The sequence below is a fragment of the Cellulomonas sp. NS3 genome (assembly GCF_024757985.1).
GTDB lineage: Bacteria > Actinomycetota > Actinomycetes > Actinomycetales > Cellulomonadaceae > Cellulomonas_A.
In genome coordinates this window covers 751,206-774,458 of record NZ_CP103289.1, presented here as the reverse complement: position 1 = coordinate 774,458, position 23,253 = coordinate 751,206, and the positions used below count along the sequence as shown (strand labels likewise).

The window sequence follows — 23,253 nt, the reverse complement described above, 5'->3', positions numbered from 1 at the left end:
CGCCATGCGCTTCACGTTCGAGGTCGAGCTCGACGACGCGACACCCGACCAGACCGTGCTCGACGAGCTCGGCCGCGCGCTGCGCTACTGGGCCGGCAACCTCAAGCACTACCCCCTGACCGACGGCCAGCACGACACGATCCGCGACTCGTCGTACGCCGAGGTCGGCGGGTGGCGGATCGAGCGGGGGCCGGCGCCCACGCCGGACACGACCCCACCGCACGACGCCTCGTCGCACCCTGCGCCGTCGCACGCCGCCGACGACCACCCGGGCGAGGCGTCGAGCCCCTCCTGAACCCGGTCCCCTCCTGAAGCCGGCCGCTCAGGCCGCCGCGAGCGTCGTCACCGTCCCCGCCGACCCGCGGTACCTCAGCGCGCCGTCCTGCACGAACAGCACCCCGCCCGTGGGGGCCGCGTCGGGCACGCCGCTGTCGCGCAGGAACACCCCGCCGTCGGTCCCGAGCTGGTGGGGCCCCCGCCGGTAGAGCAGGGTGTCGCGCTCGGCGCTCCCGTCGCCCCACGCGATCGTGCCGTCGACCTGGACGACCAAGCGCCGGATCGCGTCCCCGGTCGCATCCCCCTCGACGACCCGCGCCGTCGGGTCCCCGGCTGGCCCGCTCACCAGGATCCCGTGCCCACCGGGCAGGAGGGTCTGCACGGTCAGCGCCACGCCGTCGCGCCGTCGCACGACGAGTCCGCCCGCCGAGCCCTCGTCGCCGCCGACGAGGACCCGCCCGTCACCCGGGTCGAGCTGCAGCGGGGAGTCGACGTGCACCGCGCCGGGCGCGTACCGCCGGAACTGCAGCCGTGCGCCACCCGCCGCCGCCCGCAGCACCCACCGCGGCTGGTTCGGCCCGTGCTCGAGGCTGAACGCGAGGTCCTTGTTCCGGCTGTCGCTGCCCACGATCCGCAGCTGCTCGCCCGCGGCGCCGACCTGGTGCTCGAAGTCGGCGAGGTTCGTCCGGATCGCCGAGCGGTCCGTGCCGATCCTGCCCGTGACCGTGTCGATGAGCTTGATCTCGAAGCGCGTCTGCAGGTCGCCGCGCGAGTCGGGCACCTCGAAGTTCAGGTGCCCGTGGCGCAGGTTGTTGCGCAGCTGCATGGGGTCGTCGTTGTCGAGGAAGTGCGCGCCGATCCAGGCGATCGTGACCGGGTCCTTCGGGTGCACCGCGCGCCCCGAGAAGTCGCCGCCGGCGTAGTGCGGGGTCGGCCAGTGCGCCTGGTACGCGAGCATCCCCTTGGCGCGGGGGTCCTTGAGCTGGACCCGGATCGACTCCCCGTACCACTTGAAGTGCGGCTGGTAGGACTCGAGCACGATCCGCCCCGTCGAGTCGTACTGGTCGGGGCTGCGCTCGCTCCCCCCGGCGCCGGACGACCTGATCCGCAGCGTCCGCGGCTTCTCGACCGACCCGATCGTCACGTCCTGCTCGACGACCTGCCCGAGCGTCACGGCCCCGGCGAGCGCCGGGACCACGGGCTCCGGGCTCGGCGCGGCGGCGGTGCGGGCGGTGGGCGCCGCACCGACGGGCGACGCGGCCCACCCGGTCAGCGCCGCGGCGCCGAGCGCGACGGCACCCGCGCGGAACGTCTCCCGCCGCGACAGCGCGCGGTCCTGGGCGCGTCCGGGTGCCGGGCGGGCCCCCGGCGGCGGGCTCAGGGCCGGCCACGCCGGCCGTGCGCCCGGCACGGGAGTCGGGCCGGGCGCGGACGCGAGGCCCGACGCGGGCACCTCGGTGCGGTCCGGCACCGGCGCGGGGCCCGACGCGCCCGCCGAGGTCGGTCCGGACGCGGGCACCGACGCCACCGCCGAGCCAGGTCCCGTCCCGGTCGCGGCAACCGGCGCGCCGACCGGAGCCGGCACGCCGACCGGAGCCGGCACGCCGACCGGAGCCGCCACGCTGCCGCCGTCGGGCAGCACGACGAGCCGCACCGGCCCGCCGGCCGCGACCCGCGACGGCAGGGCGAACGTGTGCCGGGCGTAGGGCGCCCCGTCGAGCGCGACGTCGACCGTGTAGGTCCACCCGGTGAGCGCGCGCCCGGCCCCGTCGGTGAAGCCCGGCTGGTCCGTGACGGGCAGGTCGAGCGTCGCCGTCCCGTCGGCGGCGAGCGCGACGGGCACCGGCCGGGGCGCGACGACGGCTCCGGTGGACGCCCAGACCCGCGCGGTCGACGACGTGACCGTCACCGCGCCGCTCCACGGCGCCCCGGCGTCGTCGACGAACGGGCCGAGCACGACCCTCGCGGTCCGGATGGCTGTCTCGTGCATGTGCTGTCCCCCTGCCGGTGCGCCGGCCGCCGGGCGCGCACCGACCCACCCCGACCCGGTGCCCTCGTCCGCCGGTGACTCCGCCGGAAGACCGTGGGACCGTGCGCGGCGCTCACGATGGCACCGCCCGGTGCGGTGTCCACGGGGGCGACCCGGTGTTCACCCGACCGGCGCAACGGCTCTGACCTGGAGGAACGTGCGCCGCAGGGCATTCCGGGAGCAAAGGCGCCCGGAATGTGGACGGTTGTCCGGGACGCTCGCGGTCGCCGCTGCGGGCACCGCCTGACCTCACGCGGGCTCGGGCACCGACTCCAGCAGGATCGTCACGGGCCCGTCGTTGACGAGCTCGACGGCCATGTCGGCCCCGAACACCCCGGTCGCCACCTCGATGCCCCGCGCCCGCAGCGCTTCGACGACGGCGTCCACGAGCGGCTCGGCGACGGGCCCGGGCGCGGCGGCGTTCCACGTGGGCCGGCGGCCCTTGCGGGTGTCGGCGTAGAGGGTGAACTGGCTGACGACGAGCACGGGCGCGCCCGCGTCGAGCACGGACTGCTCGTCGCGCAGGATCCGCAGGTCCGCGATCTTGCGGGCGACGAGCTCGACCTGCGCCGGCCCGTCGCCGGGCGTCACCCCGACGAGGGCGACGAGCCCCGGCTGGTCGAGCCGCCCGACGACCTCCCCGTCGACCGTGACCGACGCGCGCGTGACGCGCTGGACCACGGCCCTCACGGCCGCGACCGCCGCGCCGGACCGGTCACCAGCCGCCGCGCGGGCCCGACGGTCCACGCCCACGAGGTCCGCGTCCGCCCGAGTACGGGGTGATGGCCGGCTTCACGTCGACGAGGTACACGACGGCGGCGACGGCGCTGCCGAGCGCGAGGAAGCTGAGGTACCCGTAGCCGATCGGGTAGGGCAGCGCGACGAACGCGAGCAGCGTGGCGGCGCCCAGGAGGATCCCCCAGAACTTCTTGGTCCGCTTGCCGGCGCTCACGAACGCCCCGGCCGGCCGGCGCAGCAGGTCGATCAGCGCCCACACCGCCAGCAGGAAGATGACGACGTAGAACGCGACGTAGACGAGGGTCTGCACGGCACCGATCACGGGCTGAGCCTACGTGCCCGGCGCGCAGCGGACCCAGCGGCCCACGGGACCGGCAGCGGAACCGGGGTCCCGGGAGCGGCAGCGGTACCAGGGTCCCGGGAGCGGCAGCGGTACCAGGGTCCCGGGAGCGGGTCCGCGGTCCCCGGTCCAGGTCCGGTCCAGGTCCGGGTCCAGGTGCGGGATCGCACCAGGGCCGGGGCCTCGGAGCGCGGCGCCCCTCAGAGCTCCGGCAGCGCCTCGCGCGCCTGCCCCTCGGGCACGCCCGCGGCCTCGAGGAGGTCCACGGTGAGCGAGCGCACGAGCAGCACGAGGCTCTGCACCTGCCAGTCGTCGGGCGCGAGCCGGAACGGGTCGAGGCGCTGGGCCACCGCGAGCAGCGCCCGGCGGGTCCCCTCGGCGTCGGTGCCCGCCCCGAGGTCCCCCGCGAGCTGCTCCGCGGCGCGCGCGAGGGAGTCGACGGTCGCGGCGGCCCCGGCGAGGTCCCGGTCGCGGCCGCCCTCGACCGCGGACAGCGCGCGCCGGGCGAGCACCCGCGCGTTGCGCATCGCCCGGTCGACGTAGACCGCCGAGGCCCCGAGCGCGCCGAGCTCGTCGCGGTGCCGGCGGCCCGCGGGCGAGACCCGCGCGAGGTTCCGGGCGTTCGCGGCGCCCTCCCGCCAGTCGTCGAGCGCGGGCTGCGACGCGCGGCCCCGGATCAGGGCGTCCTCGACGTCGTGCGCCGAGCCGGTCCGCAGCCCGCGGGCCAGCACGTCGAGCATCCCGGCGAGCTCGAGCACCGCCTGCCGGGCCTGCGCGCGCGGCCGGCGGCGGGGGTCGTCGGGGCTCAGCGCCGCGACCGCGAGCGCCACGAGACCGCCGACGAGCGCGTCGGTCCACCGCCCGAGCGGGCTGCTGCCGGACGCGGCGAGCGCCGGCAGGCCGACGATGACGATCGCCTGCACGCCCGCCTGCGTGGTCAGCACCGGCCCGCGGTCGATGAACCGGGCCAGCATCGCGGACACGAACAGCACGAGCGCGACCTGCCAGAAGCCGCTCCCGATGGCGTGCACGACGAGGTCCCCGAGCCCGACGCCGATCGCGACGCCGACCGCGAGCTCCGCGACGCGGCGCACCTGGCGGTCCGCGCTGAAGCCCAGCGCGACCCACGCGCACACCGGCGCGAAGAACGGGAACTCGTGGCCGAGCACGTAGTACGCGAGCGCCCACGACAGCCCGGCGGCGACGGCGGCCTGCAGCGTCGGCACGAACGACGTCCGCACGCGGGCCCGGCCCTGGCGCACGCGCGCCGAGACGAGCACGCGAGCCGCGCGGCGGAGCCCCGGCTCGTCCGGCGCGGCTGCCTCGCTCACGCGCGCACCACCGCCCGGACGGTCACAGGCTGGGGCGCTGCCCCAGGCCGCGCGTCAGGGGTCCGCGGGCGGCGGGCCGGTCGGCCGAGACCCCCTCACCCGCGACGACGACCTCCTGCCCGGCTGCGACGGCGCCGCCGTCGCAGTCGACGACGAGCTGGGCGTCGACGGGGGTCGAGCGCTTGACGACCGCGAGCGCGACGGGGCCGAGCTCGTGGTGCCGCGCGACGCTCGTCACGTGACCCACCGCGCGTCCGGCCTGCCCGCCGCTCGCGAGGTCCCCGAGCTCGCGGACCTCCGCACCCGGCTCGGGCAGCAGGTGACCGGACCCGTCCAGGTGCAGCATCACGAGCCGGCGCGGTGGCCGCCCGAGGTTGTGCACGCGCGCGACGGTCTCCTGCCCGCGGTAGCAGCCCTTGACGAGGTGCACCGCGGTGCGGAGCCAGTCGAGCTCGTGCGGGATCGAGCGGTGGTCGACCTCACGGCCGAGCCGTGGGCGCCACGCCTCGACGCGCACGGCCTCGCTGGCCCACGTGCCGACGAGCGGCCAGCCGGCGGCCTCGCGCGCGGCGACGGCCTCGGCGAGCTCGGCGCGCGGCACGAGCACGAGCCGCCACGCGCGGTCGAGCCCGGGGTGCTGCGCGTCGTCGGGCCCGTAGCGGGTGCCGCCCGGGGCGGTGTGCGGCCACGGGTCGCGCCAGGTGATCGGCTCGCCCTCGGCGCCCTCGGCGGAGACCGGCTCGCCGATCGCGGCCCAGTCGTCGGTCACGTCGGCGACCTCGACACGCAGCGTGAAGCGCATGCGGTCCAGCCACGCCGCGAGGGTCGGGGCGTGCGCGCCCTCGGTGACCAGCCAGGTCGCCTCGCCGTCGTCGACGACGCCCGCGGCGTGCTCGACGTGCCCCTGCGGGCTCAGCACGAGCAGCTCGGTCGAGGTCCGGGGCGCGAGGCCGGTGAGGTGCTGCGACGTGATCGAGTGCAGCCACGTGAGCCGGTCCGGGCCGGCGACGCGGACCACACCGAGGTGCGACTGGTCGACGACCGCTCCCCCGCGGGTCAGCGCGCGCTGCTCGGCGGTGGGGTCCCCGTAGTGCCACGCGACGCCCGCGTCCGGCCCGGCGCCGGCGACGGCCCCGCGGCGGCGCAGCAGCGGCGAGGTGTGCCGGGGCGGGGCGACGACGGCGGTCGCGTCGCCCTCGGTGATCCCGTGCCCGACGGCGCCACCGGCCCCGGTCAGCGTCCCGGCGCCCTCGGCGAGCGGGGTGTCCGGCGTCCCCGTGACGGCCTGCCCGAGCTCCGGCCCGGTGCCCGTAGTCATCAGGACTCGTCGCGGACGAGGCGGGCGGACGCGTACGACTGCATCGGGTGACCGAACGCCGCGATGTCGTGGGCCCACATGAGGTCGCCCTCGACGAGCCCGTAGAGCCGCTTGCCCGCGCTGACCTCGGCACCGGTCGCGGTGCGCGCGATGAGGTCGCTCACGAGGTCGATGCGCCCCTTGCCGACCGCGCCGACGTAGAGCGCGACGTGGCCGGACGGGTCGGAGAGGAGCACCTCGACGGGGTGCTGCTCGTCGGTCAGCTCCTCCGTCCGCTCCGGCGGGACGCGCCAGTAGCCGGACTCGGTGGCCCACACGGGCCCCGGGCCGTCGACGGGACCGGGCGGCACGTCGTCGTGCGCGGGACCGTCGGGCGCCACGCCGTCCGCGACCAGCGCGGCCGCGTCGTCGGGCACCTCCACGAGGCGGATGGTCGACGTGTACGCGAGGTACGGGCCGCCGTCGTGGGTGAACTCGACCTCCTGCGTGAAGGGAGCCTCCTCGATGCCGGGGTACCCGACGACGCCCTCGCCGGACCAGCGCCCGACGAGCCACGCGAGCGGGTACACCTCGGGAGCGAGTCCCTCGGGCAGGGTGAATGCCATGGCTGCCTTCCTCTGTCGGACCGTGCGGGACGCGCCCGCAGCAGCCCGGCCTCAGGACCCGGTGGTCAGCGCTGGCCCTTGAACAGCCGGTACACCACGTACACCGAGAACCAGCCGATGGTCAGCGCGGAAGCGACCAGGAGACCGATGAACACTGCTTCGAGCGTGTGCATCCCCCGATCCTAACGACCCCCACCCCTACGCTCTTCCCGTGACGACCCCCAGGCGCTCGCTCGTGATCAAGTCGACATCCGGCACCGACCGGCCCGAGGCCGCGAACCAGGCCCTGACCGTGGCCGCCGCCGGCGTCGCGGCGGGCGTGGACGTGAGCCTGTGGCTGACCGGCGAGTCGGCGTGGTTCGGCGTCCCGGGCCGCGCGGCCGACCTCGTGCTCGAGCACGCGGCCGCCGCGCCGGACCTGATCGAGACGGTGCTCGAGGGCGGCCGGGTCACGGTCTGCACGCAGTGCGCGGCGCGCCGCGGCATCGGGCCCGACGACGTGCTGCCCGGCGTGCGGATCGCGGGTGCGGCGGTGTTCGTCGAGGAGTCGCTCGCCGAGGGCGCGCAGGCGCTCGTCTACTGACGGGTCGCGCGCCGGCCGGCTCAGCCGACGAGCACGCGCCCGACGACGTACACGAGGATCCCCGTGACGGGCACGGGCACCACGAGGGCCGCGATCGCCGCGGGCCGGCGCGAGAGCGCGGGCAGCCGGTCGAACAGCTCCTGGAGCGAGCTCACGAGCACCCCGACCCCGACGCCCAGCAGCGCACCGGCCAGCGGGTCGATCGAGGGCAGCACGAGCCCGCCGAGGGCACCCGCCGCCGCGGCGGCACCGGTCGTCACGCCGGCGCCGGCCCAGCCGTGGAACGGCAGGGCGGACGCCGCGGAGCCGGCCGCGAGCGCGAGCGCCCCGGCCACGAGCAGGCTGGCCCCGCCCGGCGTGTGCTGCGTCGCGACCCAGCCCGCGGCGGTGACCGCGATGAGCGTCCCGGCGACCGTGCCGGTGACCGACTCGACGAGCCGCTCGCGCCCGCCGCGCCGCGCGAGCTCGTTGACGAACGCCAGCAGCACCGAGAACGCGAACACGATCGGCAGGCCGCGCAGGTACGGCTCGTCGACGGTCCGCTGGACGACGGCCACGGACCCGACGCCGACGAGCGCGATGACGATCGAGGACCCCACTCGGCCCGGGAGCTGGGCGAGGACCGGCCAGCCGATCGCGAACGTGACCGTGAGGAGCGCCACGACACCGGGCAGCGCGTACTCCGCGTACGGGACGTCGAGGACGGTCGGGTCGCTCACGTAGCCGGCGACGGCGACGAGCGCCGCGAGCACGGCCGTGCTGACCGCACGGGTGGAGACCTGCACCGGGACCTACCCGACCCGTCCGGGGACCGCCGCCGCGCACGCCGCGGAGGGCGCCACGAGGGGACGGGTCACGGGCACGGACGGGGTCGAGGAGCGGGGCACGGCGACGATTGTCGCAGACCGGCCCACCCGGACAGCCGCGTCGAGGACCGCGCCGAGCCTGTACCGTGAAGGCCACTCCCAGGCTAGGAGGTCCGCCGGTGGCAGATCTGCTGCTCCTCACACCGTCCTCCGGGGGCTCGGCACAGGTGCTCCCGGCACTCGGCCTGCTGTCGCACCGGGTGCGGGTCCTCCCGGTCGAGCCGTCGGCGCTCGTCGACGCGCCCGACGCCGACATCCTCGTGCTCGACGCACGCCGCGACCTCGTCAACGCCCGCACGACGTGCCGGCTGCTGCGCGCCACCGGGCTGACCGTCCCGCTCGTGCTCGTCCTCACCGAGGGCGGCCTCACGGTCGTCACCGCCGAGTGGGGCGCGGACGACATCGTCCTCGAGCACGCCGGCCCGGCCGAGGTCGAGGCCCGCTTCCGGCTCGTCATGGAGCGCGCGGCGACCGCGGGGTACGACGACGCGCCGCAGGAGATCTCCTCGGGCGAGCTGACGATCGACGCCGGCGGGTACACCGCACGGCTGCGCGGGCGCCCGCTCGACCTCACCTACAAGGAGTTCGAGCTCCTCAAATACCTCGTGCAGCACCCGGGCCGCGTCTTCACGCGCGCGCAGCTGCTGCAGGAGGTCTGGGGGTACGACTACTACGGGGGCACCCGGACCGTCGACGTCCACGTCCGGCGGCTGCGCGCCAAGCTCGGGCCCGAGCACGAGCAGCTCATCGGCACGGTGCGGAACGTCGGCTACCGGTTCGACCCGCCCAAGGACCGCCGGACGGCCGCCTCGCTCGAGGCCGACGCCGAGCCGCTCGAGGACGCCGGGCTCCCCTCGGACGCCTGACGGCGCCCGCCCGCCCGCCCGGGCAGCACCGTGCTCCTCGCGTGCTCCTCGCGTGCTCCTCGCGTGCTCCTCGCGTGCTGCCCGGGTGCACCCCGGACGGATGACGGCGCACCCCGCGGACCCCGCCAGGCGGTAGGTTCCCCGGGGTGACCGTCGACTCCTCCACCCTGCTCATCGACGGACCCTGGCGGCACCAGCACGTCGCCGCGAACGGCGCCCGCTTCCACGTCGCCCTCGCCGGGCCGGACGACAACGACGCCCCGCTCGTGGTCCTCCTGCACGGGTTCCCGCAGTTCTGGTGGGCGTGGCGCCACCAGGTCCCCGCGCTCGCGGAGGCCGGGTACCGGGTCGCCGCGATGGACCTGCGCGGGTCGGGCGGCTCCGACAAGCCCCCGATCGGCTACGACGTGCCGACCCTCGTCCGGGACGTCGCCGGGCTCGTGCGCTCGCTCGGCTCGCACCGCGCGGTCGTCGTCGGCAGCGGCACGGGCGGCGAGGTCGCGTGGGCCATGCCCGCCTACCAGCCCGACGTGACGCTCGCGGTCGCGGCGCTCTCCGCCCCGCATCCCCTGCAGGCCCGCTCGCAGCGCGGCGCGGCGCTCCGGCTGCGCGCGGCCCGGCACCTCGCGTTCTTCCAGCTCCCGCTCCTGCCCGAGCGCGCGCTGACCCGCACGGACCTCGTGGTCCGCCTCCTGCGGGAGTGGTCGGGTGGCACCGCGTGGCTCACGCCCGAGGTCGCGACGACGTACCGGCGCGCGGCGTCGGTCCCGTTCGCGGCGCACTCGGCGATGGAGCAGGTGCGCTGGCTCGTGCGCTCGGGGCCCCGCATGGACGGCCAGCGCCACCTCGCCGCGCTGCGGGCGGCCGAGGCCGTCCCGGTGCTGCAGCTCCACGGCGGTGCGGACGGCTGCCGCTCCGCGCCCTACGCCGCGGCGACGGGCCGGGTCGCCCGCGGGCTCGGCGCCGGGTACCGGTTCGAGCTCATCCCCGGGACCGGGCACTTCCTCGCCGAGGAGGCGCCCGAGCGGGTCAACGAGCTGCTGCTGCGCTGGCTCCGCGAGGTCGCGCCGGTCTGACGCCGCGGGAGCCGCGGTCAGCCCGGGTCAGCCGGGTCAGCCGGGTCAGCCGGGTCAGCCCTTGAGCATCGCCTCGGCGCGCTCCGGGTCCGTCTCGCCCACCCCGTACGACGGGCAGTCGAGCGCGACCGGGCACGCCCCGCACGCCGGGTTCCGGGCGAAGCACGTGCGCCGCCCGTGGAAGATCAGCCGGTGCGACGCCATGGTCCACTCGCGCTTCTCGACGAGCTCGCCGAGCTCCTGCTCGACCTTGACGGGGTCCTCCGACTCCGTCCAGCCGAGCCGTCGCGCGAGCCGGCCGACGTGCGTGTCGACCGTGATGCCGGGGACGCCGAACGCGTTGCCGAGCACGACGTTCGCCGTCTTGCGGCCGACGCCCGGGAGCGTCACCAGGTCGTCGAGCCGCGCCGGCACCTCGCCGCCGAACCGCTCGACCAGCGCCTGCCCGATGCCGATGACCGCGTCCGCCTTGGCGCGGAAGAACCCGGTGGGGCGCAGCACGTCCTGGAGGTCCTCGCGGTTCGCCGACGCGTACGCCGCGGCGTCGGGGTAGCGCGAGAACAGCTCGGGGGTGACCTGGTTGACCCGCACGTCGGTGGTCTGCGCGGAGAGCACGGTCGCGACGAGCAGCTCGAGCGGCGTCGTGAAGTCGAGCTCGCAGTGCGCGTCGGGGTAGCGCAGGGCGAGCACCCGGTTGATGCGCCGGGCCCGGCGCACGCGCGCCAGGTGGGTCTCGGTGTTCCACCGGCGCGTCGTCACACGGGCAGCCTACGGGGCGGGGCGTCCGCGTGGTCCTCGTTGGGCCCGCCGGGTGATCGTGACCTGCCCGGACGCCCCGGGACCTCAAGTCCGCCCCCTCCCGCGTCGAACTACCGGGTGAACCGCCGACCGGCGGCGGCGCGGAGACGGGAGCGGACGGATGTCGCTGGTGGTGGAGACGTCCACGGCCGACCGGCTGAGCGACCACCGTGCGGCCCTCAACGCCGAGCGTCGGCGCGTCGCGCACTGGCGCCGGCTCGTCCGGGCCCGCCTCGACGTCGCGATCGCGGTCATCACGGTCCCCGAGCCGCTCGGCGTCGACGGCGAGACCCTCCTCCCGGCCGGCGCCGACCACGACGTGCCGCGGCACGTGGAGCTGCTCCGCTCGCTGCGAGCCGGTCTCCCGATGGCCGAGGTGCACCAGCTCGAGGCGCTGCGCGACCTCGACGGCCGGCTCGCGCGCTACCAGGCGGAGGTCGACGTGGCGTTCGCCGCGGCGACCGACCGCTTCGTCGAGCACCTCGCCGAGGAGCCCGCCGCGCCGCCCGCCCGGACCCTCGTCCGCCCTGACCGGGGCTGATGCGGCAGACTGTCCCCTGGCAGCAGTGTCCGGCGGAGCGGGTGGAGGTCCAGCGTGGAGGACGACGTCGTACTGTCGGCCCCGTTGTTCGTGAACATGGACCCCGAGGCGGCCCGTGCACTGATCGCGTCGATGTCCCCGATCGAGGTCAGCCGGGGTGACGTGCTCTTCCACGAGGGCGAGCGCGGTGACCGGCTCTTCGTGATCACGTCCGGGAAGATCAAGCTCGGCCGGCGCTCGAGCGACGGCCGCGAGAACCTGCTCTCGGTGCAGGGGCCGGGCGAGATGTTCGGCGAGCTCTCGCTGTTCGACCCGGGCCCGCGCACCGCGACCGCGACCGTCGTCGCCGACGCGCGCCTGCTGGAGCTCGCGCACTCGGCGCTCATCGCGTGGCTCGAGGCCAACCCGACCGTCGCGATGCACCTGCTCAAGGCGCTCGCGCACCGGCTCCGGCGCACCAACGAGGCGCTCGCGGACCTCGTGTTCTCCGACGTGCCCGGCCGCGTCGCCAAGGCGCTGCTGGACCTCGCGACCCGCTTCGGCGAGACCGTCGACGAGGGCATCCGCGTCGCGCACGACCTGACGCAGGAGGAGCTCGCCCAGCTCGTGGGCGCCTCCCGCGAGACGGTGAACAAGGCGCTGGCCGACTTCGCCGCGCGCGGCTGGGTGCGGCGCGAGGGCCGCGCGGTCGTGCTCCTCGACGTCGACCGCCTGGAGCGCCGCGCGCGCTGAGCCGCACGTCGCACAACGCACGCGGCGACGAGGGCCCCGACCGCACGTGCGGTCGGGGCCCTCGTCGTTTCGGGTGCGCGGGTCAGGCGGTGCCGGTCGGGCACTGCCGGTCGAGCGGCGCCGTCAGGCGGTGCCGTCAGGCGATCTCGGCGACGACCTCGACCTCGACGGGCGAGTCCAGCGGCAGGACCGCGACGCCGACCGCCGAGCGCGCGTGCACGCCCGCGTCCCCGAGGACGTCCCGGAGCAGGTCGCTCGCGCCGTTGATCACCGCGGGCTGCCCGGTGAACGTCGGGTCGCTCGCGACGAAGCCCACGACCTTGACGATCCGGACGACGTTGTCGAGGCCGCCGGCGACGGACGCGACCGCGGCGAGGGCGTTGAGCGCGGCCGTGCGTGCGAGCTCCGCGGCGTCGGCCGGGTCGACGAGGCCCTCGCCGGTACCGACCTTGCCGGTCCGAGGCAGCGCGCCGTCGACGAACGGCAGCTGGCCCGAGGTGTAGACGTACTGCCCGGTCCGGACCGCCGGCGTGTACGACGCGACGGGCGCCGCGACGGGCGGGAGCTCGAGGCCGAGCTCGGCGAGCCGCTCGGACGCCCCCATCACGCGCCCTTGGGTCGCTTGAGGTACGCCACGAGGCCCGCATCGGGCCCCTGGATCACCTGGACGAGCTCCCAGCCGTCAGCGCCCCACTGGTCGAGGATCGCCTTGGTGGCGTGGATGATCAGGGGGACGGTCGCGTACTCCCACGTGGTGGCCATGGGCCACACCCTAGCGGGAGGCCCCGACCGGCTCCCCCGTCCCGACGAGCTCCGCCCGCCACGACCGGACCTCGGGCCGTCGGCGCAGCAGAGCCCGGCGCTCGCGCTCCGTCATGCCTCCCCAGACCCCGAAGTCCATCCGGTTGTCGAGCGCGTCCGCGAGGCACTCCAGCCGCACCGGGCACCCGGTGCACACCGATCTCGCCTCCCGCTGGGCGGCTCCCTCGACGAACAGCGCGTCCGGGGACACCTTGCCGACGCCGCACGCGGCCCCAGCGACCCAGTGCGCGTCCTGCAGCATCGTCGCCACGCAGATACCTCTCGTCGACCTCCGCCGGTCGATCCGGCGCCCCGTAGCGCCTGAGCGCCCTGCGGGGACCGTAGTGCCTGGTGACACCAACCCACAGTCCTCCGATCGGGTCATCTTCTGCCGTTTTCACCCGATTTGCCCCGTGCAGGGCTATTGGCCGCCCGCCGGACAGCACCGCGACGGCTCGCGATCCTGTGCGGGCGCGGGAGGAGCGGCGGAGGAGGTGTGCAGGTCGCGTAAAGACGGGGACCCGCGTGACGGTCGCCACGTCGCGTCGTCAGCCGCCTCACGTACCCTACGGATCATGGCTACCTCTGTGCGCGGCCGTCAGGTCAACGCGTTCCAGGCGCTCGCGCTGCTGCTCGCGTTCATCCTCATGGCCGGCGTCGGGGGGCTGCTCGCCGCCGGGCTCATCCTGCCCGCCGTCGCCGTCACGAACGGCGCGACCGACCTGACGGTCACCGCGTTCGACGACCTGCCGTCGGAGCTCGGCGAGCAGCGGCCGCTGTCGGAGAAGTCGACGATGCTCGCGGCCGACGGCTCGGTGCTCGCGACCTTCTACGACGAGAACCGCATCGTCGTCCCGCTCGACCAGATCGCGCCGATCATGCGCCAGGCCGTCCTCGCAGTCGAGGACAAGCGGTTCTACGAGCACGGCGGCATCGACCCGACCGGAATGGCGCGCGCGACCGTCAAGACCCTCCTGAGCGACCAGAAGGAGGGCGCGTCGACGCTCACGCAGCAGTACGTCAAGAACGTGCTCATCGAGAAGGCCAAGCGTGAGGACGACCGCGAGGCCCTGGAGGCCGCCCGCACCGCCGAGGGCGCCGAGGGCATCAGCCGCAAGCTCCGCGAGGCGAAGCTGGCGATCGCGCTCGAGAAGAGCATGCCGAAGGACCAGATCCTCGAGAACTACCTCAACATCGCGCAGTTCGGCATCGCGATCTACGGCGTCGAGACGGCGTCGCAGTACTACTTCACGAAGCCCGCGGCCGAGCTCAACTACCTCGAGGCCGCGACGATCGCCGGGATCACGCAGGCGCCGACCAAGTGGGACCCCGTCAAGAACCCCGCCGACGCGACGAACCGCCGCGCGACCGTCCTGGGGCTCATGCTCGACCAGAAGCTGATCACGCAGGAGGAGCACGACGCGGGCGTCGCGACGCCGATCGAGGCCACGCTGCGCGTCCAGAACACCAAGCTCGACTGCAGCTCGGCGGGCGAGGCCGTGCCCGGGTCCGGCTACTTCTGCGACTACGTGACCAAGGTGATCGCGAACGACCCCGCGTTCGGCGCGGACAAGAAGGCGCGGACCGACCTCCTCTACCGCGGTGGCCTGACCATCACGACGACCCTCGACCCGCGCCTGCAGGCCGTCGCGGACGCCGAGGTCAAGGCGGGCGTGCCGATCGACGACGCGTCCGGGATCGGGTCCGCGATCTCCGTCGTCGAGCCCGGCACCGGCAAGATCCTCGCGATGGCGCAGAACCGCAACTACAGCAACACCCCCAGCCCCACGGACACGTCGGTCAACTGGAACGCCGACTTCCAGTACGGCGCCGGCAACGGGTTCCCTCCCGGCTCGACGTTCAAGCCGTTCACGCTCGTCGAGTGGCTCAAGCAGGGCCACAGCCTCCGCGAGCAGGTCAACGGCAGCGAGGGCAACAAGAAGCTCAACACGAACCAGTTCCGGGCGTGCGGCTCCCGCCTGTCGTCGCAGGAGTTCCCCGCGCGCAACTCCGAGGGCGGCGGCTCGATGATGAGCGTGCTCGACGCGACCAAGAACTCCGTGAACCGCGGGTACATGAGCATGGCGATGCAGCTCGACCTGTGCGCGGTCATGGACGGAGCCGCCCAGCTCGGCGTCACCAAGGCGAACAAGGCCGGCTACGGCGAGCCGTTCAACGCGTACCCGTCCAACGTCATCGGCTCCGACTCCGCGTCGCCGCTCGCGATGGCCGGCGCGTTCGCGGCGTTCGCCTCGGGCGGCACGTTCTGCAAGCCGATCGCGATCCTGCGGGTGCAGGACGCGGCGGGCGCGGACCTACCGGTGCCGGCGGCGGACTGCAACAACGCCGCGCTCGAGCCGCGGATCGCGAACGCCGTCAACTACGCCCTCAGCAACGTCTGGGACGGCACGGCGAGCAGCGTCGACCGGCCCGCGTACCCGTCCGCCGGCAAGACGGGCACCACGTCGGAGAACGAGCACACCTGGTTCGTCGGGTACACCCCCGTCATGGCCTCGGCGGTGTGGGTCGGGTACCCCGACAACTGGAAGCCGATGCAGGACGTCTGGGTCAACGGCAAGAAGATCCCGAACATGTACGGCGCCTCCATCGCGGCGCCCACGTGGAAGCGGTTCATGGACCAGGCGCTCGCCGGCCAGGCAGTGCCAGGGTTCGGCGAGGTCTCGTCGAACGAGCTCAACGGCAAGCAGGTCGGTGTCCCCGGCGTCATCGGCTGGGAGGTCGGCGAGGCGACCCGTCGCCTCGAGCAGGCTGGCTTCACCGTGAGCATCGACCCGAACCAGGTGCCCTCGTTCCAGGCCGGGGGACGGGTCGCCGCGCAGTCACCCGGCGGCGAGGCGCCGTCCGGCGCGATTATCACGCTCACCCTCTCCAACGGGCAGCAGCCGCAGGGCGGCGCAGCTCCGGACCAGGGTGGCGGCCAGCAGCCGGGCCGCCCGGGCAACGGCGGCGGCAACGGCAACGGGCAGCCCAACCCCGGTCAGCCCTGATGCCGTCCGGTACGGCGCGAGCCCTCGGCGGGCTCGCGCTCGGTGGCGTGGGCGCGCTCGCCTGGGCCTCGCTCGTCGAGGTGCGCTGGTACGCCCTGCGTGAGGTCACGGTCCCGGTGCTGCCCGCGGGCGAGGCGCCGCTGCGCGTCCTGCACCTCGCGGACCTGCACCTGGTGCCCGGCCAGCGCCGCAAGGTGGACTGGGTGCGCGACCTCGCGTCGCTCGACGCCGACCTCGTGATCAACACGGGCGACAACTGGGCGCACGTCGGCGCGATGGGTCCCCTGCTGCACGCGCTCGAGCCGCACCTCGCGAAGCCCGGCGCGTTCGTGATGGGCTCGAACGACTACGTCGCGCCCGTCCCGAAGAACCCCGGGCGCTACCTCCTCCCGGACTCGCGAGGGACCCGACGGACGTCGACGGAGCTCCCCTGGCGCGAGCTCGCTGCGCGCTTCCGTGGCGCGGGGTGGAAGGACCTGACCAACCGGCGCGACGTGCTCGACGTGGCGGGGCGGCGGGTCTCGCTCGTCGGGGTCGACGACGCGCACCTCGACCAGGACCGCTTCCCCGAGGCAGGAGACGCCGACGACGCGCGCACCGGGGGGACGCCCGTCGACCTGCACCTCGGCGTCACGCACGCGCCGTACCGGCGGGTGCTCGAGGCGATGCACGCCGACGACGCGGACCTCGTCATCGCCGGTCACACGCACGGCGGGCAGCTCGCGGTGCCGTTCTACGGCGCTCTCGTGACGAACTGCGACCTCGACCGGGGGCGCGCCAAGGGTCTGCACGGCTGGCCGGGGGCGCGACCGGACCGCTCGGGCGGCGACGGGTCGACGTGGCTGCACATCTCCGCGGGGCTCGGGACGTCGCCGTACGCCCCCGTGCGCTTCGCGTGCCGCCCGGAGGCGACGCTGATCACGCTCGTCGCGCGCTGACACGCCCCTCCTCGGCGTCCCGTGGCGCAGGACGACCGGGGGCGGCAGCCCTCGTTCTCGGCTGCCGCCCCCGGTCGCCCACGACCCGCAACCTGGGCCCTCCCTCAGCCGTCGTCAGCGTCCCGCGCTCGATTCATTGCCTCCCCGTTCTGGCGACGGGAACCGTCGGGCGTCGACCGATCCTCAGTACCGGTGCCAGCAGCTGTGCGAGTTCGCCGAGGTGACGGCGTCCCAGCTCATGTGGTCGCGTGTCTGCGGCCCGTACCTTCCGTCCTGCCCGATGCCCCTGGACGCCTGCACCGCGAACAGTGCGGACTCGGTGGCCCGGCCGAAGATCCCGTCGACGACCAGGCCGGCGCCGTGGCAGGTGTTCAACGCCGACTGGATCGCGACCACCTCAGGCCCCGAGGCTCCCCGGTGGACGTAGCAGTCCGTCGCTGCGTAACCCGGGTGCCAGGACGCCATCGGCTGGCTCGTCCACGCGTTCACTCCGACCGAGCCCGCGTAGTAGTAGGTGCTCTGCTGACCTGCGTAGTCGCATGCGGGCATCCCTGCAGCCTGTGCGGTCGTCGGCAGGACGACTGCGGCGAGACTCGCCAGGACGACCGTGGCCGCGCCGGAGATGATGCGCTTCATGTGGTTCTCCTTCTCTTCGGTGGTGTGTCGTACGGGGACGCGCAGGGCGCCGGCACGGACGGAGAGCACACAGGCGGCGCGCCGCCACGGTGGCCCGGCCTGATGGTTCCCTCGGGGTCCACCTCGCCCTGCGTGGCTCAGAACCGGTGCCAGCAGGTCGTTGCGTTCAGGCTCGTGGTCGCGACCCAGCTCATGTGGTCCCGGGTCTGCGGCCCGTACCTTCCGTCCTGCCCGATGCCCCGGGAGGCCTGGACCGCCAGGAGCGCGGACTCGGTGGCCCGTCCGAAGATGCCGTCGGCCACGAGTCCAGCCCCGTGGCAGGCGTTGAGTGCGTTCTGGATCGCGACCACGTGGGGCCCGGCCGCGCCACGGTGCACGTAGCAGTCGGTGGCCAGGTAGCCCGATCCCGAGTGCGTCATCGGCTGCGTCATCCACGCGTTGACCCCGGTCGCGCCCGCATAGGCGTACGTGCTCTGCAGACCGGAGTGGCTGCACGCGCCGATGCCGGCGGCCTGCGCCGCCGTCGGCATCGCGACTGCGCCGAGCAGCGCCACCGTGAGTGCAGCGGCACTGGAGATGATTCGCTTCATCGTCGTCCTTTCGAGACGGGTTGGGTGAACGGCCGAGCGGGATCCGAACCCGCCCCCTGCGCCGTGCTCACGCAGGGTGAGCACGGACGAGAACTTCCGCTCGACGTGCGGTCGTGCGTGACGGGCGCCGAGCGTGCGCAGCTGATTCGTCATGTCGGAGGCGGGAGGGGGAGGTGGCCTCATTCGAGCCCCACCTCGGTGAAGCTGTCCCCGTACCCGGGAGCGGACAGGTCAGCGGGACACTCGGCCCCCTCGAGGACGACCCGGACGTCGCCCGCACCCTGCACGAGAAGTCGCGTGCACAAGCGGACGACGACCTCACTGGAGAACCACCCCCCTCCCTGGTTCTCCAAGACGTCGTAGACCATGACCAGCTCCGCACCGTCGCTGCGCTCCTGGATCCCCGCCTGCTCGCCCAGGGCCGTACGCGCCCAGGACTCAACCGCGTCACGGACCGCCGCCGCGTCGCCCCCGGCGCTCAACGCCTCCTGGAGCGCAGTCGCGTCGTCCCGGGCGAGCGAGCGGGCCTCGGTCGTCGCCATGCCCACCGAGACCGACTCGTCCGGTCCACAGCCGCTGATGCTGAGCGCGAGAACCCCCAGCCCGGCAGCGAGCACGACCCGGCGCAGCGCCGTCATCCCGCGTCTCCGGCGAGCGTCCGCTCGAGGACCGTGGCGTAGTGCTCGTAGCCCTCGATCTTGGGGTGGAAGGACTGCGCGGAGATCGGCGACTCGGTGAACGGACGATCGCCCGGCGTACGCCCGAGCACCAGCCCGTGGATGGTCTCGGGCGTACCGCAGACCCCGATCCCGTCGAACTCCCTCCTGGGGTCGGCGAAGTCCGCGTAGTCCGGCCCAGGTCCCGAGTTCGCGATCGCGACGGCTTCGAACATGCTGTCTGCGAGGGTGTCCGCGAGCCCGTTCAGCCACACCGCTTCCGAGGGCCCGATCATCTCCGCGCAGAAGCCGTCGCGGCTGAGGAGCTCGGGGTATCCCATCAGCACGACGCGAGCGTTCGGTGCGCGGTCGTGGATGGCCCTCAGGGCTGTGACGACGGAGTCCTTGACTGGACCCTCGATCCGCTGAGGGATCGTGACCTCCATCGGATCGGTGTCGGTGCCGAGCCGGGCCTTCTGACAGGTCTCGATCAGGTCGAGGTGGCACTTCTGGAGCACGTCGCTGAACTTCGCGTCGTTGCCCCCGATGGAGAGCGTGACGAGCGTGGTGTCCGAGGTGAGGAACCCGCGGTCGATCTGGCTGACCTCGCCGTACATCCCCGAGTTGAGCAGGTTCCACGCGTCCCTGTAGTGGGCGTCGTCGAGCTGCACGGTGTAGTTCGCGAGCACGTTGTGCACCCGTGCGCCGGAGCACGCGAGCAGCTGGTAATCGATCGTCTCGTCATGGTCGTCCAGCAGCTCACCGACGCTCTGCGTCCTGTCCGGGAGCGTCGCCACGCGCGACCAGGTGAACGGCGACCGGTGGCACGCGTTGCGGATCAGCGGCTTCCCGCCGTTGTTGTCGGTCTCCCGGTAGTAGTCGACCCCGAACTCGGCGGAGGCACCCTCCCCGGACGAGTACGAGTCGCCGAGCGCGACGACGATGTCCCGTGGCTTCGCATCGAGGGTCTGGAACGCCACGGCGTCGAACGCGATGTCCTCGCTCTTCGGGACGTACGTGCCGTTCGGGTCGTACGACTGCGAGTCGCCGTTCCGGGTCGTGGTCGTCAGAGTGACCTTCGGGCGGCCCTGCATCTCGAAGACACCCAAGGAGACCCACCGGTTCTCGAGGGTTCGCTGGAGGAGCACTCGTTGCTGAGGCGCACCCACGCCGGTGTGGATGGTGTAGACCGCCTGCTGGGTGTGCGCCCCGAGGTCCGGCATGTGCACGAAGACCCGGGTCCACCCCTGGACGGCGTCGTCGAGCTCCCAGCTGCCCTCGACCTGCATGGTGCCGCCTCGAAGGTGCGCGGTACGTGTGTGCCCGAACCAGAAGTGGCCGTTGAAGCCTCCACCGATCTGATGGAAGTCGGACTTGGACGGGTAGAGGCCGCCGTCGTCCGCGAAGCTGAGCGTGAACTTTCCCGCGTTCCGGCCCGCTCTCTCGCAGCCCGGCTGGACGATCGGCACGTAGTCCGCGATGTCGTCGACCACGAGGGCGTCCTCGGGCAGCCCGTCCAGGGCGCAGTTCCCGGGGTACGGGTCACCCCACGCCTGTTCCTCGTCCTTGTACGAGGCGTCGAACCTGATGAATCCGCGTCCGCACGAGACCGAGCAGTCCGCCTTCCACGTCACCGGACCGTGGAACCAGCACCGCCCGTCGTACTTCCCCTGGGCGTCACGGTGCGCACAGGCCCCGACGTCGTACCCCGCGACGTCCGGGGCCTCACCCGTGTGCTTCGTCCCCGGGTAGCAGTCGTTGGCCGTGGTGCAGAAGGTGTGCTTCGGAGGCAGTGCCGCCTCGCGCCGCGCGTTGGCCTCGTCCGTCGTCGCCCCGTTCCACGACGCCTGCCGGTACCCGACGACGAACTTCTCGGGTGCTTCCAGCAGCTGCGGCGGATACGCCGCCCAACCCATCACCTTCTCCGGGTACGGCCACTCCTGCGGCTTCGCCGCGTCGGCGGACGACCGGCCGAACATCTTGCGTGTCGGGTTGTAGCTCGGGTTCGCCGGGTTGTTCGACCACCCGACGCCCCACGCTCCGTTCCTGTTCTCCGTCGCCTTCGCGGACTCCGGGTAGAAGCCGGAGTTGTACGCCCAGGTCGCGAAGAACCAGTTCTCGATCCGGGCGGGGTTGCCGTCGTTCACCACGAGTCCCGCCGCCCGCGTCTGGTTCCACTTCTGCGCGAGCATGCGCACGGCGAGTGCGACGTTGACGGTGTAGTCGAGCGCGATGGCACGCTGCGTGGAGTGCGCGTACGCCTGTGGCTTGCCCACCTCGTTGAAGGCCGCGAGGCGCATCCCGTCGGTGATCTGTCCGACGCCGTACCCGCAGTCCGACTTCGACCACCGGACCGCCCAGCGGTCGTCCGGGGAGGACGCCCGGTTGTCGAAGCCGTAGTAGTTGCCGGTCAGCGGGTTCCCTGCCATCCCCGGCGGGACCTGGCCGGAGGCCTGCCACAGGTTCGACTCCTGCATCAGGACTCCCAGGACGATCTGCGCCGGGATCTCCCCGCCACCGTCGAGCTCGACGCGCGGGAAGAGTCCCTGGGCGCTGTACGCCGGCATCCCGAGATCCATCCAGTTGGCCGGGCGGGGGATCCGCAGGTTGTTCTTGATCGCTTGGTTGACGGCCCACTCCACCTGTCGGGGCTTGGGCTGCATCGCCTGGCTCTGGGGGTCGTTACGTGGCACGGAGCACGTGCGCTCCGCCTCGATGGGGCTGTTCGGGTCGCCCGCACGCGCGTCCGTGGGAGCCGCCGCTGCACTGACGGGTGGGGCACCTTCCGCTGCGGCACGGGACAGGGCGTCCGCACCCTCGCGGACGCCTGTCGTCGTACCCGCAGGGTCGGCCTGGCCCGTCGCGCCCAGGCCGAGGTCGGGCGCGGTGGCGTCCACGTCAGGAGACGCGGTGAGCTCCTCGGACTCGCCGGTCGCGCGGTTCCGCAGTGTGACGTCCACTCGCGAGAGCGTGCCGAGCCCGGCGTCGTCGTCCTCGGTGGAAATTTCGCTCGTCACGGTGGCGGTCACGTCGAGGGTGCTTTCCCCCAGCATCGTCGGGACAGCGTCGGCCGGGGCTTCGGCCGTCGTGACGTGCACAGGGAGCGGGCCGGTCACGTCGACGTCGCCGGTGAGGACCACCTCGCCGTCCACCGTGCCGTGCACGCCGAGACCCGTGAGCGGCGCGCTGGCGAACGCCTCGACCTCCACGTCGGGTTCGGGACTCTCGACGCGGGCGACGTCGATGCGGTGCAGCGTCGCCTCCGTGCCGTCGTGGTCGGCGTAGACGACACCGCCGTCGGCGTCTGCCGTGAGTGCGAAGGGCACGGCCGTCGTCGCCACGAGGGTCTCCAAGGCGCCGTCGTCAGCCACGCGCACGAGCGACTCGCCGGCGGAGGCCACGAGGCCCGCTCCGGTCAGCACTCCGGAGGTCAGGCGCGCCTCGACGTCGACCGGCTCAGCGACCGTGAGGTGCTCGGCGTCGACGGTCACGAGCCTCGTCGCGGGCGCGCCCTCCTCGGTCGACAGGGTCAGCAGCGCCTCCTCGCCGTAGCCGCACGTCGGCGTGAAGTACTCGAGGCTGGCCCTCGTGGGAAGCCGGGTCACGGTTCCGGCGTCCAGGTCGACGACCGCGGTGAACGCACCTCGCAGGAATGCGTCGTGGTGGTTGGTGAAGTGGCGTGGCGCGTAGGTCACGACGAGCCGCTCACCGCTCGCCGTCGCGCACGCGTTGCCGATCCAGCGGTCGGTGTCGTACCCCGGCTCCCACAGCGCAGCGACGCTCCGCCACGCGAACGCCTCCGCCGCCTCGGCGACCATCACATGAAGTCCGTCGGCGTCACCGTGCAGGAGCCAGGCCCGGTCGCCGGAGTCACGCCACTCCGCTCCGAGGACGTCCTCGCGTCGCTCCTCGGGCACGACCGGGACGAGCACCGGCGCCTCGGTGGGGTCGGTCGACGGGGCTTCCGCGCTGTTCGGGTCAGCCGCGCCACCTGCGTCCGGCGCCGCGACGGCCCCCCACGGGATCAGGCACAGGCCGACGCCCAGCGCGACGATGCTGCGGACGCGGTTCCGGTTCACGCGGTCTCCAACCGTTGACAGGGCGGACCGCCGACTCGCCGTCTCGGGCACGTCGACGACGTACCCAGACGAGTGCAGCTGTGCACTCACGATGAGCGAGTCGTTGCCCCGGGCACCGGGGCGCACGAAAGACTGGCACAGTCACATTGGTTGAGACAAGGGGTAATATTGGTAATAACTATTGTGCGGATCCCGCTTTCCGTAGGACCGGCCGGCGCACGCACGCATGACCCGCGCCCCTTTCGGGCGGCGGCACCCAGGCGTCCCGCCGTCGCCCCTCGGATGGGTCCGGCCGGCACGTCAGGCCGGGCTCGAGCGCGACACCGCCTCGGGTTCTGAGGCGCCGATGCCGACGACAGGGGTGGCAGGCGGCGCTCCGGCTGCCCGGGCCATGACCGCGACGGCGCCGGCCGTCCTCACGCCCAGGATCGAGTCCGGCGCACGGG

At 73.8% G+C, this 23,253-nt stretch carries 23 protein-coding genes; 8 read left to right on the top strand and 15 right to left on the bottom strand.

What is annotated here, in order from left to right:
- The first annotated feature begins 4 nt into the window (after positions 1 to 4).
- The gene (locus NXY84_RS03590; protein ID WP_258725796.1) at positions 5 to 295 is read left to right on the top strand and encodes a hypothetical protein; all 291 of its coding nucleotides are present in this window, start codon (positions 5 to 7) and stop codon (positions 293 to 295) included.
- A 27-nt stretch (positions 296 to 322) separates the two neighbouring features.
- Here the strand turns inward: NXY84_RS03590 and NXY84_RS03585 are convergent, their stop codons facing one another.
- The 6 genes from NXY84_RS03585 to NXY84_RS03560 form a co-directional block, all read right to left on the bottom strand.
- Positions 323 to 2,266, bottom strand: a complete 1,944-nt coding sequence (locus tag NXY84_RS03585) for a hypothetical protein (protein ID WP_258725795.1) — start codon at positions 2,264 to 2,266, stop codon at positions 323 to 325.
- A 288-nt stretch (positions 2,267 to 2,554) separates the two neighbouring features.
- A complete protein-coding gene (dtd, locus tag NXY84_RS03580) occupies positions 2,555 to 2,995 on the bottom strand; it encodes a D-aminoacyl-tRNA deacylase (RefSeq protein WP_258725794.1) in 441 nt (146 codons plus the stop codon).
- 25 nt (positions 2,996 to 3,020) lie between these two features.
- Positions 3,021 to 3,365, bottom strand: a complete 345-nt coding sequence (locus tag NXY84_RS03575; protein ID WP_258725793.1) for a DUF2516 family protein — start codon at positions 3,363 to 3,365, stop codon at positions 3,021 to 3,023.
- 218 nt (positions 3,366 to 3,583) lie between these two features.
- The gene (locus tag NXY84_RS03570; RefSeq protein ID WP_258725792.1) at positions 3,584 to 4,714 is read right to left on the bottom strand and encodes an FUSC family protein; all 1,131 of its coding nucleotides are present in this window, start codon (positions 4,712 to 4,714) and stop codon (positions 3,584 to 3,586) included.
- A 22-nt stretch (positions 4,715 to 4,736) separates the two neighbouring features.
- Complete coding sequence (locus NXY84_RS03565) at positions 4,737 to 6,032, bottom strand: YgfZ/GcvT domain-containing protein (RefSeq protein ID WP_258725791.1); 1,296 nt, start codon at positions 6,030 to 6,032, stop codon at positions 4,737 to 4,739.
- Positions 6,032 to 6,637, bottom strand: a complete 606-nt coding sequence (locus tag NXY84_RS03560) for an FABP family protein (protein ID WP_258725790.1) — start codon at positions 6,635 to 6,637, stop codon at positions 6,032 to 6,034. Before NXY84_RS03560 ends, NXY84_RS03565 begins: the two co-directional genes overlap by 1 nt.
- A 211-nt stretch (positions 6,638 to 6,848) precedes the next feature.
- Here NXY84_RS03560 and NXY84_RS03555 point away from each other — a divergent pair, with 211 nt between their 5' ends.
- Positions 6,849 to 7,220 (top strand): DsrE family protein, encoded by a 372-nt coding sequence (locus NXY84_RS03555; RefSeq protein WP_258725789.1) that lies wholly within the window; start codon positions 6,849 to 6,851, stop codon positions 7,218 to 7,220.
- Between the two features lie 20 nt (positions 7,221 to 7,240).
- Here the strand turns inward: NXY84_RS03555 and NXY84_RS03550 are convergent, their stop codons facing one another.
- Entirely contained in the window at positions 7,241 to 8,005 is a 765-nt protein-coding gene (locus tag NXY84_RS03550) for a hypothetical protein (RefSeq protein WP_258725788.1), read from the bottom strand.
- Between the two features lie 200 nt (positions 8,006 to 8,205).
- On the opposite strand from NXY84_RS03550, the gene NXY84_RS03545 reads away from it, so the two are divergent.
- Together NXY84_RS03545 and NXY84_RS03540 are read left to right on the top strand one after the other, a co-directional pair.
- Positions 8,206 to 8,952 carry a winged helix-turn-helix transcriptional regulator gene (locus NXY84_RS03545; RefSeq protein ID WP_258725787.1) on the top strand — a complete coding sequence of 249 codons (747 nt, stop codon included), beginning with the start codon at positions 8,206 to 8,208 and terminating at the stop codon, positions 8,950 to 8,952.
- Between the two features lie 146 nt (positions 8,953 to 9,098).
- Positions 9,099 to 10,028, top strand: a complete 930-nt coding sequence (locus NXY84_RS03540; RefSeq protein ID WP_258725786.1) for an alpha/beta fold hydrolase — start codon at positions 9,099 to 9,101, stop codon at positions 10,026 to 10,028.
- Between the two features lie 54 nt (positions 10,029 to 10,082).
- On the opposite strand, the gene nth is transcribed toward NXY84_RS03540, so the two are convergent.
- Positions 10,083 to 10,787: an endonuclease III gene (gene nth / locus NXY84_RS03535; RefSeq protein WP_258725785.1), complete on the bottom strand. Its 705-nt coding sequence runs from the start codon at positions 10,785 to 10,787 to the stop codon at positions 10,083 to 10,085.
- A 160-nt stretch (positions 10,788 to 10,947) separates the two neighbouring features.
- Here nth and NXY84_RS03530 point away from each other — a divergent pair, with 160 nt between their 5' ends.
- The gene (locus tag NXY84_RS03530; protein WP_258725784.1) at positions 10,948 to 11,367 is read left to right on the top strand and encodes a hypothetical protein; all 420 of its coding nucleotides are present in this window, start codon (positions 10,948 to 10,950) and stop codon (positions 11,365 to 11,367) included.
- A gap of 54 nt (positions 11,368 to 11,421) precedes the next feature.
- Positions 11,422 to 12,099: a Crp/Fnr family transcriptional regulator gene (locus NXY84_RS03525; RefSeq protein WP_309485051.1), complete on the top strand. Its 678-nt coding sequence runs from the start codon at positions 11,422 to 11,424 to the stop codon at positions 12,097 to 12,099.
- A gap of 136 nt (positions 12,100 to 12,235) precedes the next feature.
- Here NXY84_RS03525 and NXY84_RS03520 read toward each other — a convergent pair whose 3' ends face one another.
- Genes NXY84_RS03520 through NXY84_RS03510 form a run of 3 tightly spaced genes read right to left on the bottom strand, consistent with a single transcriptional unit; the run spans position 12,236 to position 13,162 of the window.
- Positions 12,236 to 12,703 carry a RidA family protein gene (locus NXY84_RS03520; RefSeq protein WP_258725783.1) on the bottom strand — a complete coding sequence of 156 codons (468 nt, stop codon included), beginning with the start codon at positions 12,701 to 12,703 and terminating at the stop codon, positions 12,236 to 12,238.
- Positions 12,703 to 12,861, bottom strand: a complete 159-nt coding sequence (locus tag NXY84_RS03515; RefSeq protein ID WP_141371944.1) for a DUF4177 domain-containing protein — start codon at positions 12,859 to 12,861, stop codon at positions 12,703 to 12,705. The genes NXY84_RS03520 and NXY84_RS03515 overlap by 1 nt, the downstream gene beginning before the upstream one ends.
- A 10-nt stretch (positions 12,862 to 12,871) precedes the next feature.
- On the bottom strand, positions 12,872 to 13,162 hold the full coding sequence (locus NXY84_RS03510; protein ID WP_034630741.1) for a WhiB family transcriptional regulator: 291 nt from the start codon (positions 13,160 to 13,162) through the stop codon (positions 12,872 to 12,874).
- A gap of 313 nt (positions 13,163 to 13,475) precedes the next feature.
- Here NXY84_RS03510 and NXY84_RS03505 point away from each other — a divergent pair, with 313 nt between their 5' ends.
- Positions 13,476 to 15,908 carry a transglycosylase domain-containing protein gene (locus tag NXY84_RS03505; protein WP_258725782.1) on the top strand — a complete coding sequence of 811 codons (2,433 nt, stop codon included), beginning with the start codon at positions 13,476 to 13,478 and terminating at the stop codon, positions 15,906 to 15,908.
- Positions 15,908 to 16,846 carry a metallophosphoesterase gene (locus NXY84_RS03500; RefSeq protein ID WP_258725781.1) on the top strand — a complete coding sequence of 313 codons (939 nt, stop codon included), beginning with the start codon at positions 15,908 to 15,910 and terminating at the stop codon, positions 16,844 to 16,846. Before NXY84_RS03505 ends, NXY84_RS03500 begins: the two co-directional genes overlap by 1 nt.
- 183 nt (positions 16,847 to 17,029) lie before the next feature.
- Here NXY84_RS03500 and NXY84_RS03495 read toward each other — a convergent pair whose 3' ends face one another.
- The 4 genes from NXY84_RS03495 to NXY84_RS03480 form a co-directional block, all read right to left on the bottom strand.
- On the bottom strand, positions 17,030 to 17,482 hold the full coding sequence (locus NXY84_RS03495; RefSeq protein ID WP_258725780.1) for a peptidoglycan-binding domain-containing protein: 453 nt from the start codon (positions 17,480 to 17,482) through the stop codon (positions 17,030 to 17,032).
- 137 nt (positions 17,483 to 17,619) lie between these two features.
- Positions 17,620 to 18,225: a peptidoglycan-binding domain-containing protein gene (locus NXY84_RS03490; protein ID WP_258725779.1), complete on the bottom strand. Its 606-nt coding sequence runs from the start codon at positions 18,223 to 18,225 to the stop codon at positions 17,620 to 17,622.
- A gap of 26 nt (positions 18,226 to 18,251) precedes the next feature.
- Positions 18,252 to 18,710: a hypothetical protein gene (locus NXY84_RS03485; RefSeq protein WP_258725778.1), complete on the bottom strand. Its 459-nt coding sequence runs from the start codon at positions 18,708 to 18,710 to the stop codon at positions 18,252 to 18,254.
- Entirely contained in the window at positions 18,707 to 22,807 is a 4,101-nt protein-coding gene (locus NXY84_RS03480) for an SGNH/GDSL hydrolase family protein (RefSeq protein ID WP_258725777.1), read from the bottom strand. The genes NXY84_RS03485 and NXY84_RS03480 overlap by 4 nt, the downstream gene beginning before the upstream one ends.
- Between the last annotated feature and the right edge of the window lie 446 nt (positions 22,808 to 23,253).

Bases quoted from the DNA above. Each gene is read 5' to 3' on its own strand.
- NXY84_RS03590 (WP_258725796.1), top strand. From the start codon at position 5: ATGCGCTTCACGTTCGAGGTCGAGCTCGACGACGCGACACCCGACCAG.
- NXY84_RS03585 (WP_258725795.1), bottom strand. From the start codon at position 2,266: ATGCACGAGACAGCCATCCGGACCGCGAGGGTCGTGCTCGGCCCGTTC.
- NXY84_RS03565 (WP_258725791.1), bottom strand. From the start codon at position 6,032: ATGACTACGGGCACCGGGCCGGAGCTCGGGCAGGCCGTCACGGGGACG.
- NXY84_RS03560 (WP_258725790.1), bottom strand. From the start codon at position 6,637: ATGGCATTCACCCTGCCCGAGGGACTCGCTCCCGAGGTGTACCCGCTC.
- NXY84_RS03530 (WP_258725784.1), top strand. From the start codon at position 10,948: ATGTCGCTGGTGGTGGAGACGTCCACGGCCGACCGGCTGAGCGACCAC.
- NXY84_RS03520 (WP_258725783.1), bottom strand. From the start codon at position 12,703: ATGGGGGCGTCCGAGCGGCTCGCCGAGCTCGGCCTCGAGCTCCCGCCC.
- NXY84_RS03515 (WP_141371944.1), bottom strand. From the start codon at position 12,861: ATGGCCACCACGTGGGAGTACGCGACCGTCCCCCTGATCATCCACGCC.
- NXY84_RS03510 (WP_034630741.1), bottom strand. From the start codon at position 13,162: ATGCTGCAGGACGCGCACTGGGTCGCTGGGGCCGCGTGCGGCGTCGGC.
- NXY84_RS03505 (WP_258725782.1), top strand. From the start codon at position 13,476: ATGGCTACCTCTGTGCGCGGCCGTCAGGTCAACGCGTTCCAGGCGCTC.
- NXY84_RS03500 (WP_258725781.1), top strand. From the start codon at position 15,908: ATGCCGTCCGGTACGGCGCGAGCCCTCGGCGGGCTCGCGCTCGGTGGC.
- NXY84_RS03495 (WP_258725780.1), bottom strand. From the start codon at position 17,482: ATGAAGCGCATCATCTCCGGCGCGGCCACGGTCGTCCTGGCGAGTCTC.
- NXY84_RS03490 (WP_258725779.1), bottom strand. From the start codon at position 18,225: ATGACGAATCAGCTGCGCACGCTCGGCGCCCGTCACGCACGACCGCAC.
- NXY84_RS03485 (WP_258725778.1), bottom strand. From the start codon at position 18,710: ATGACGGCGCTGCGCCGGGTCGTGCTCGCTGCCGGGCTGGGGGTTCTC.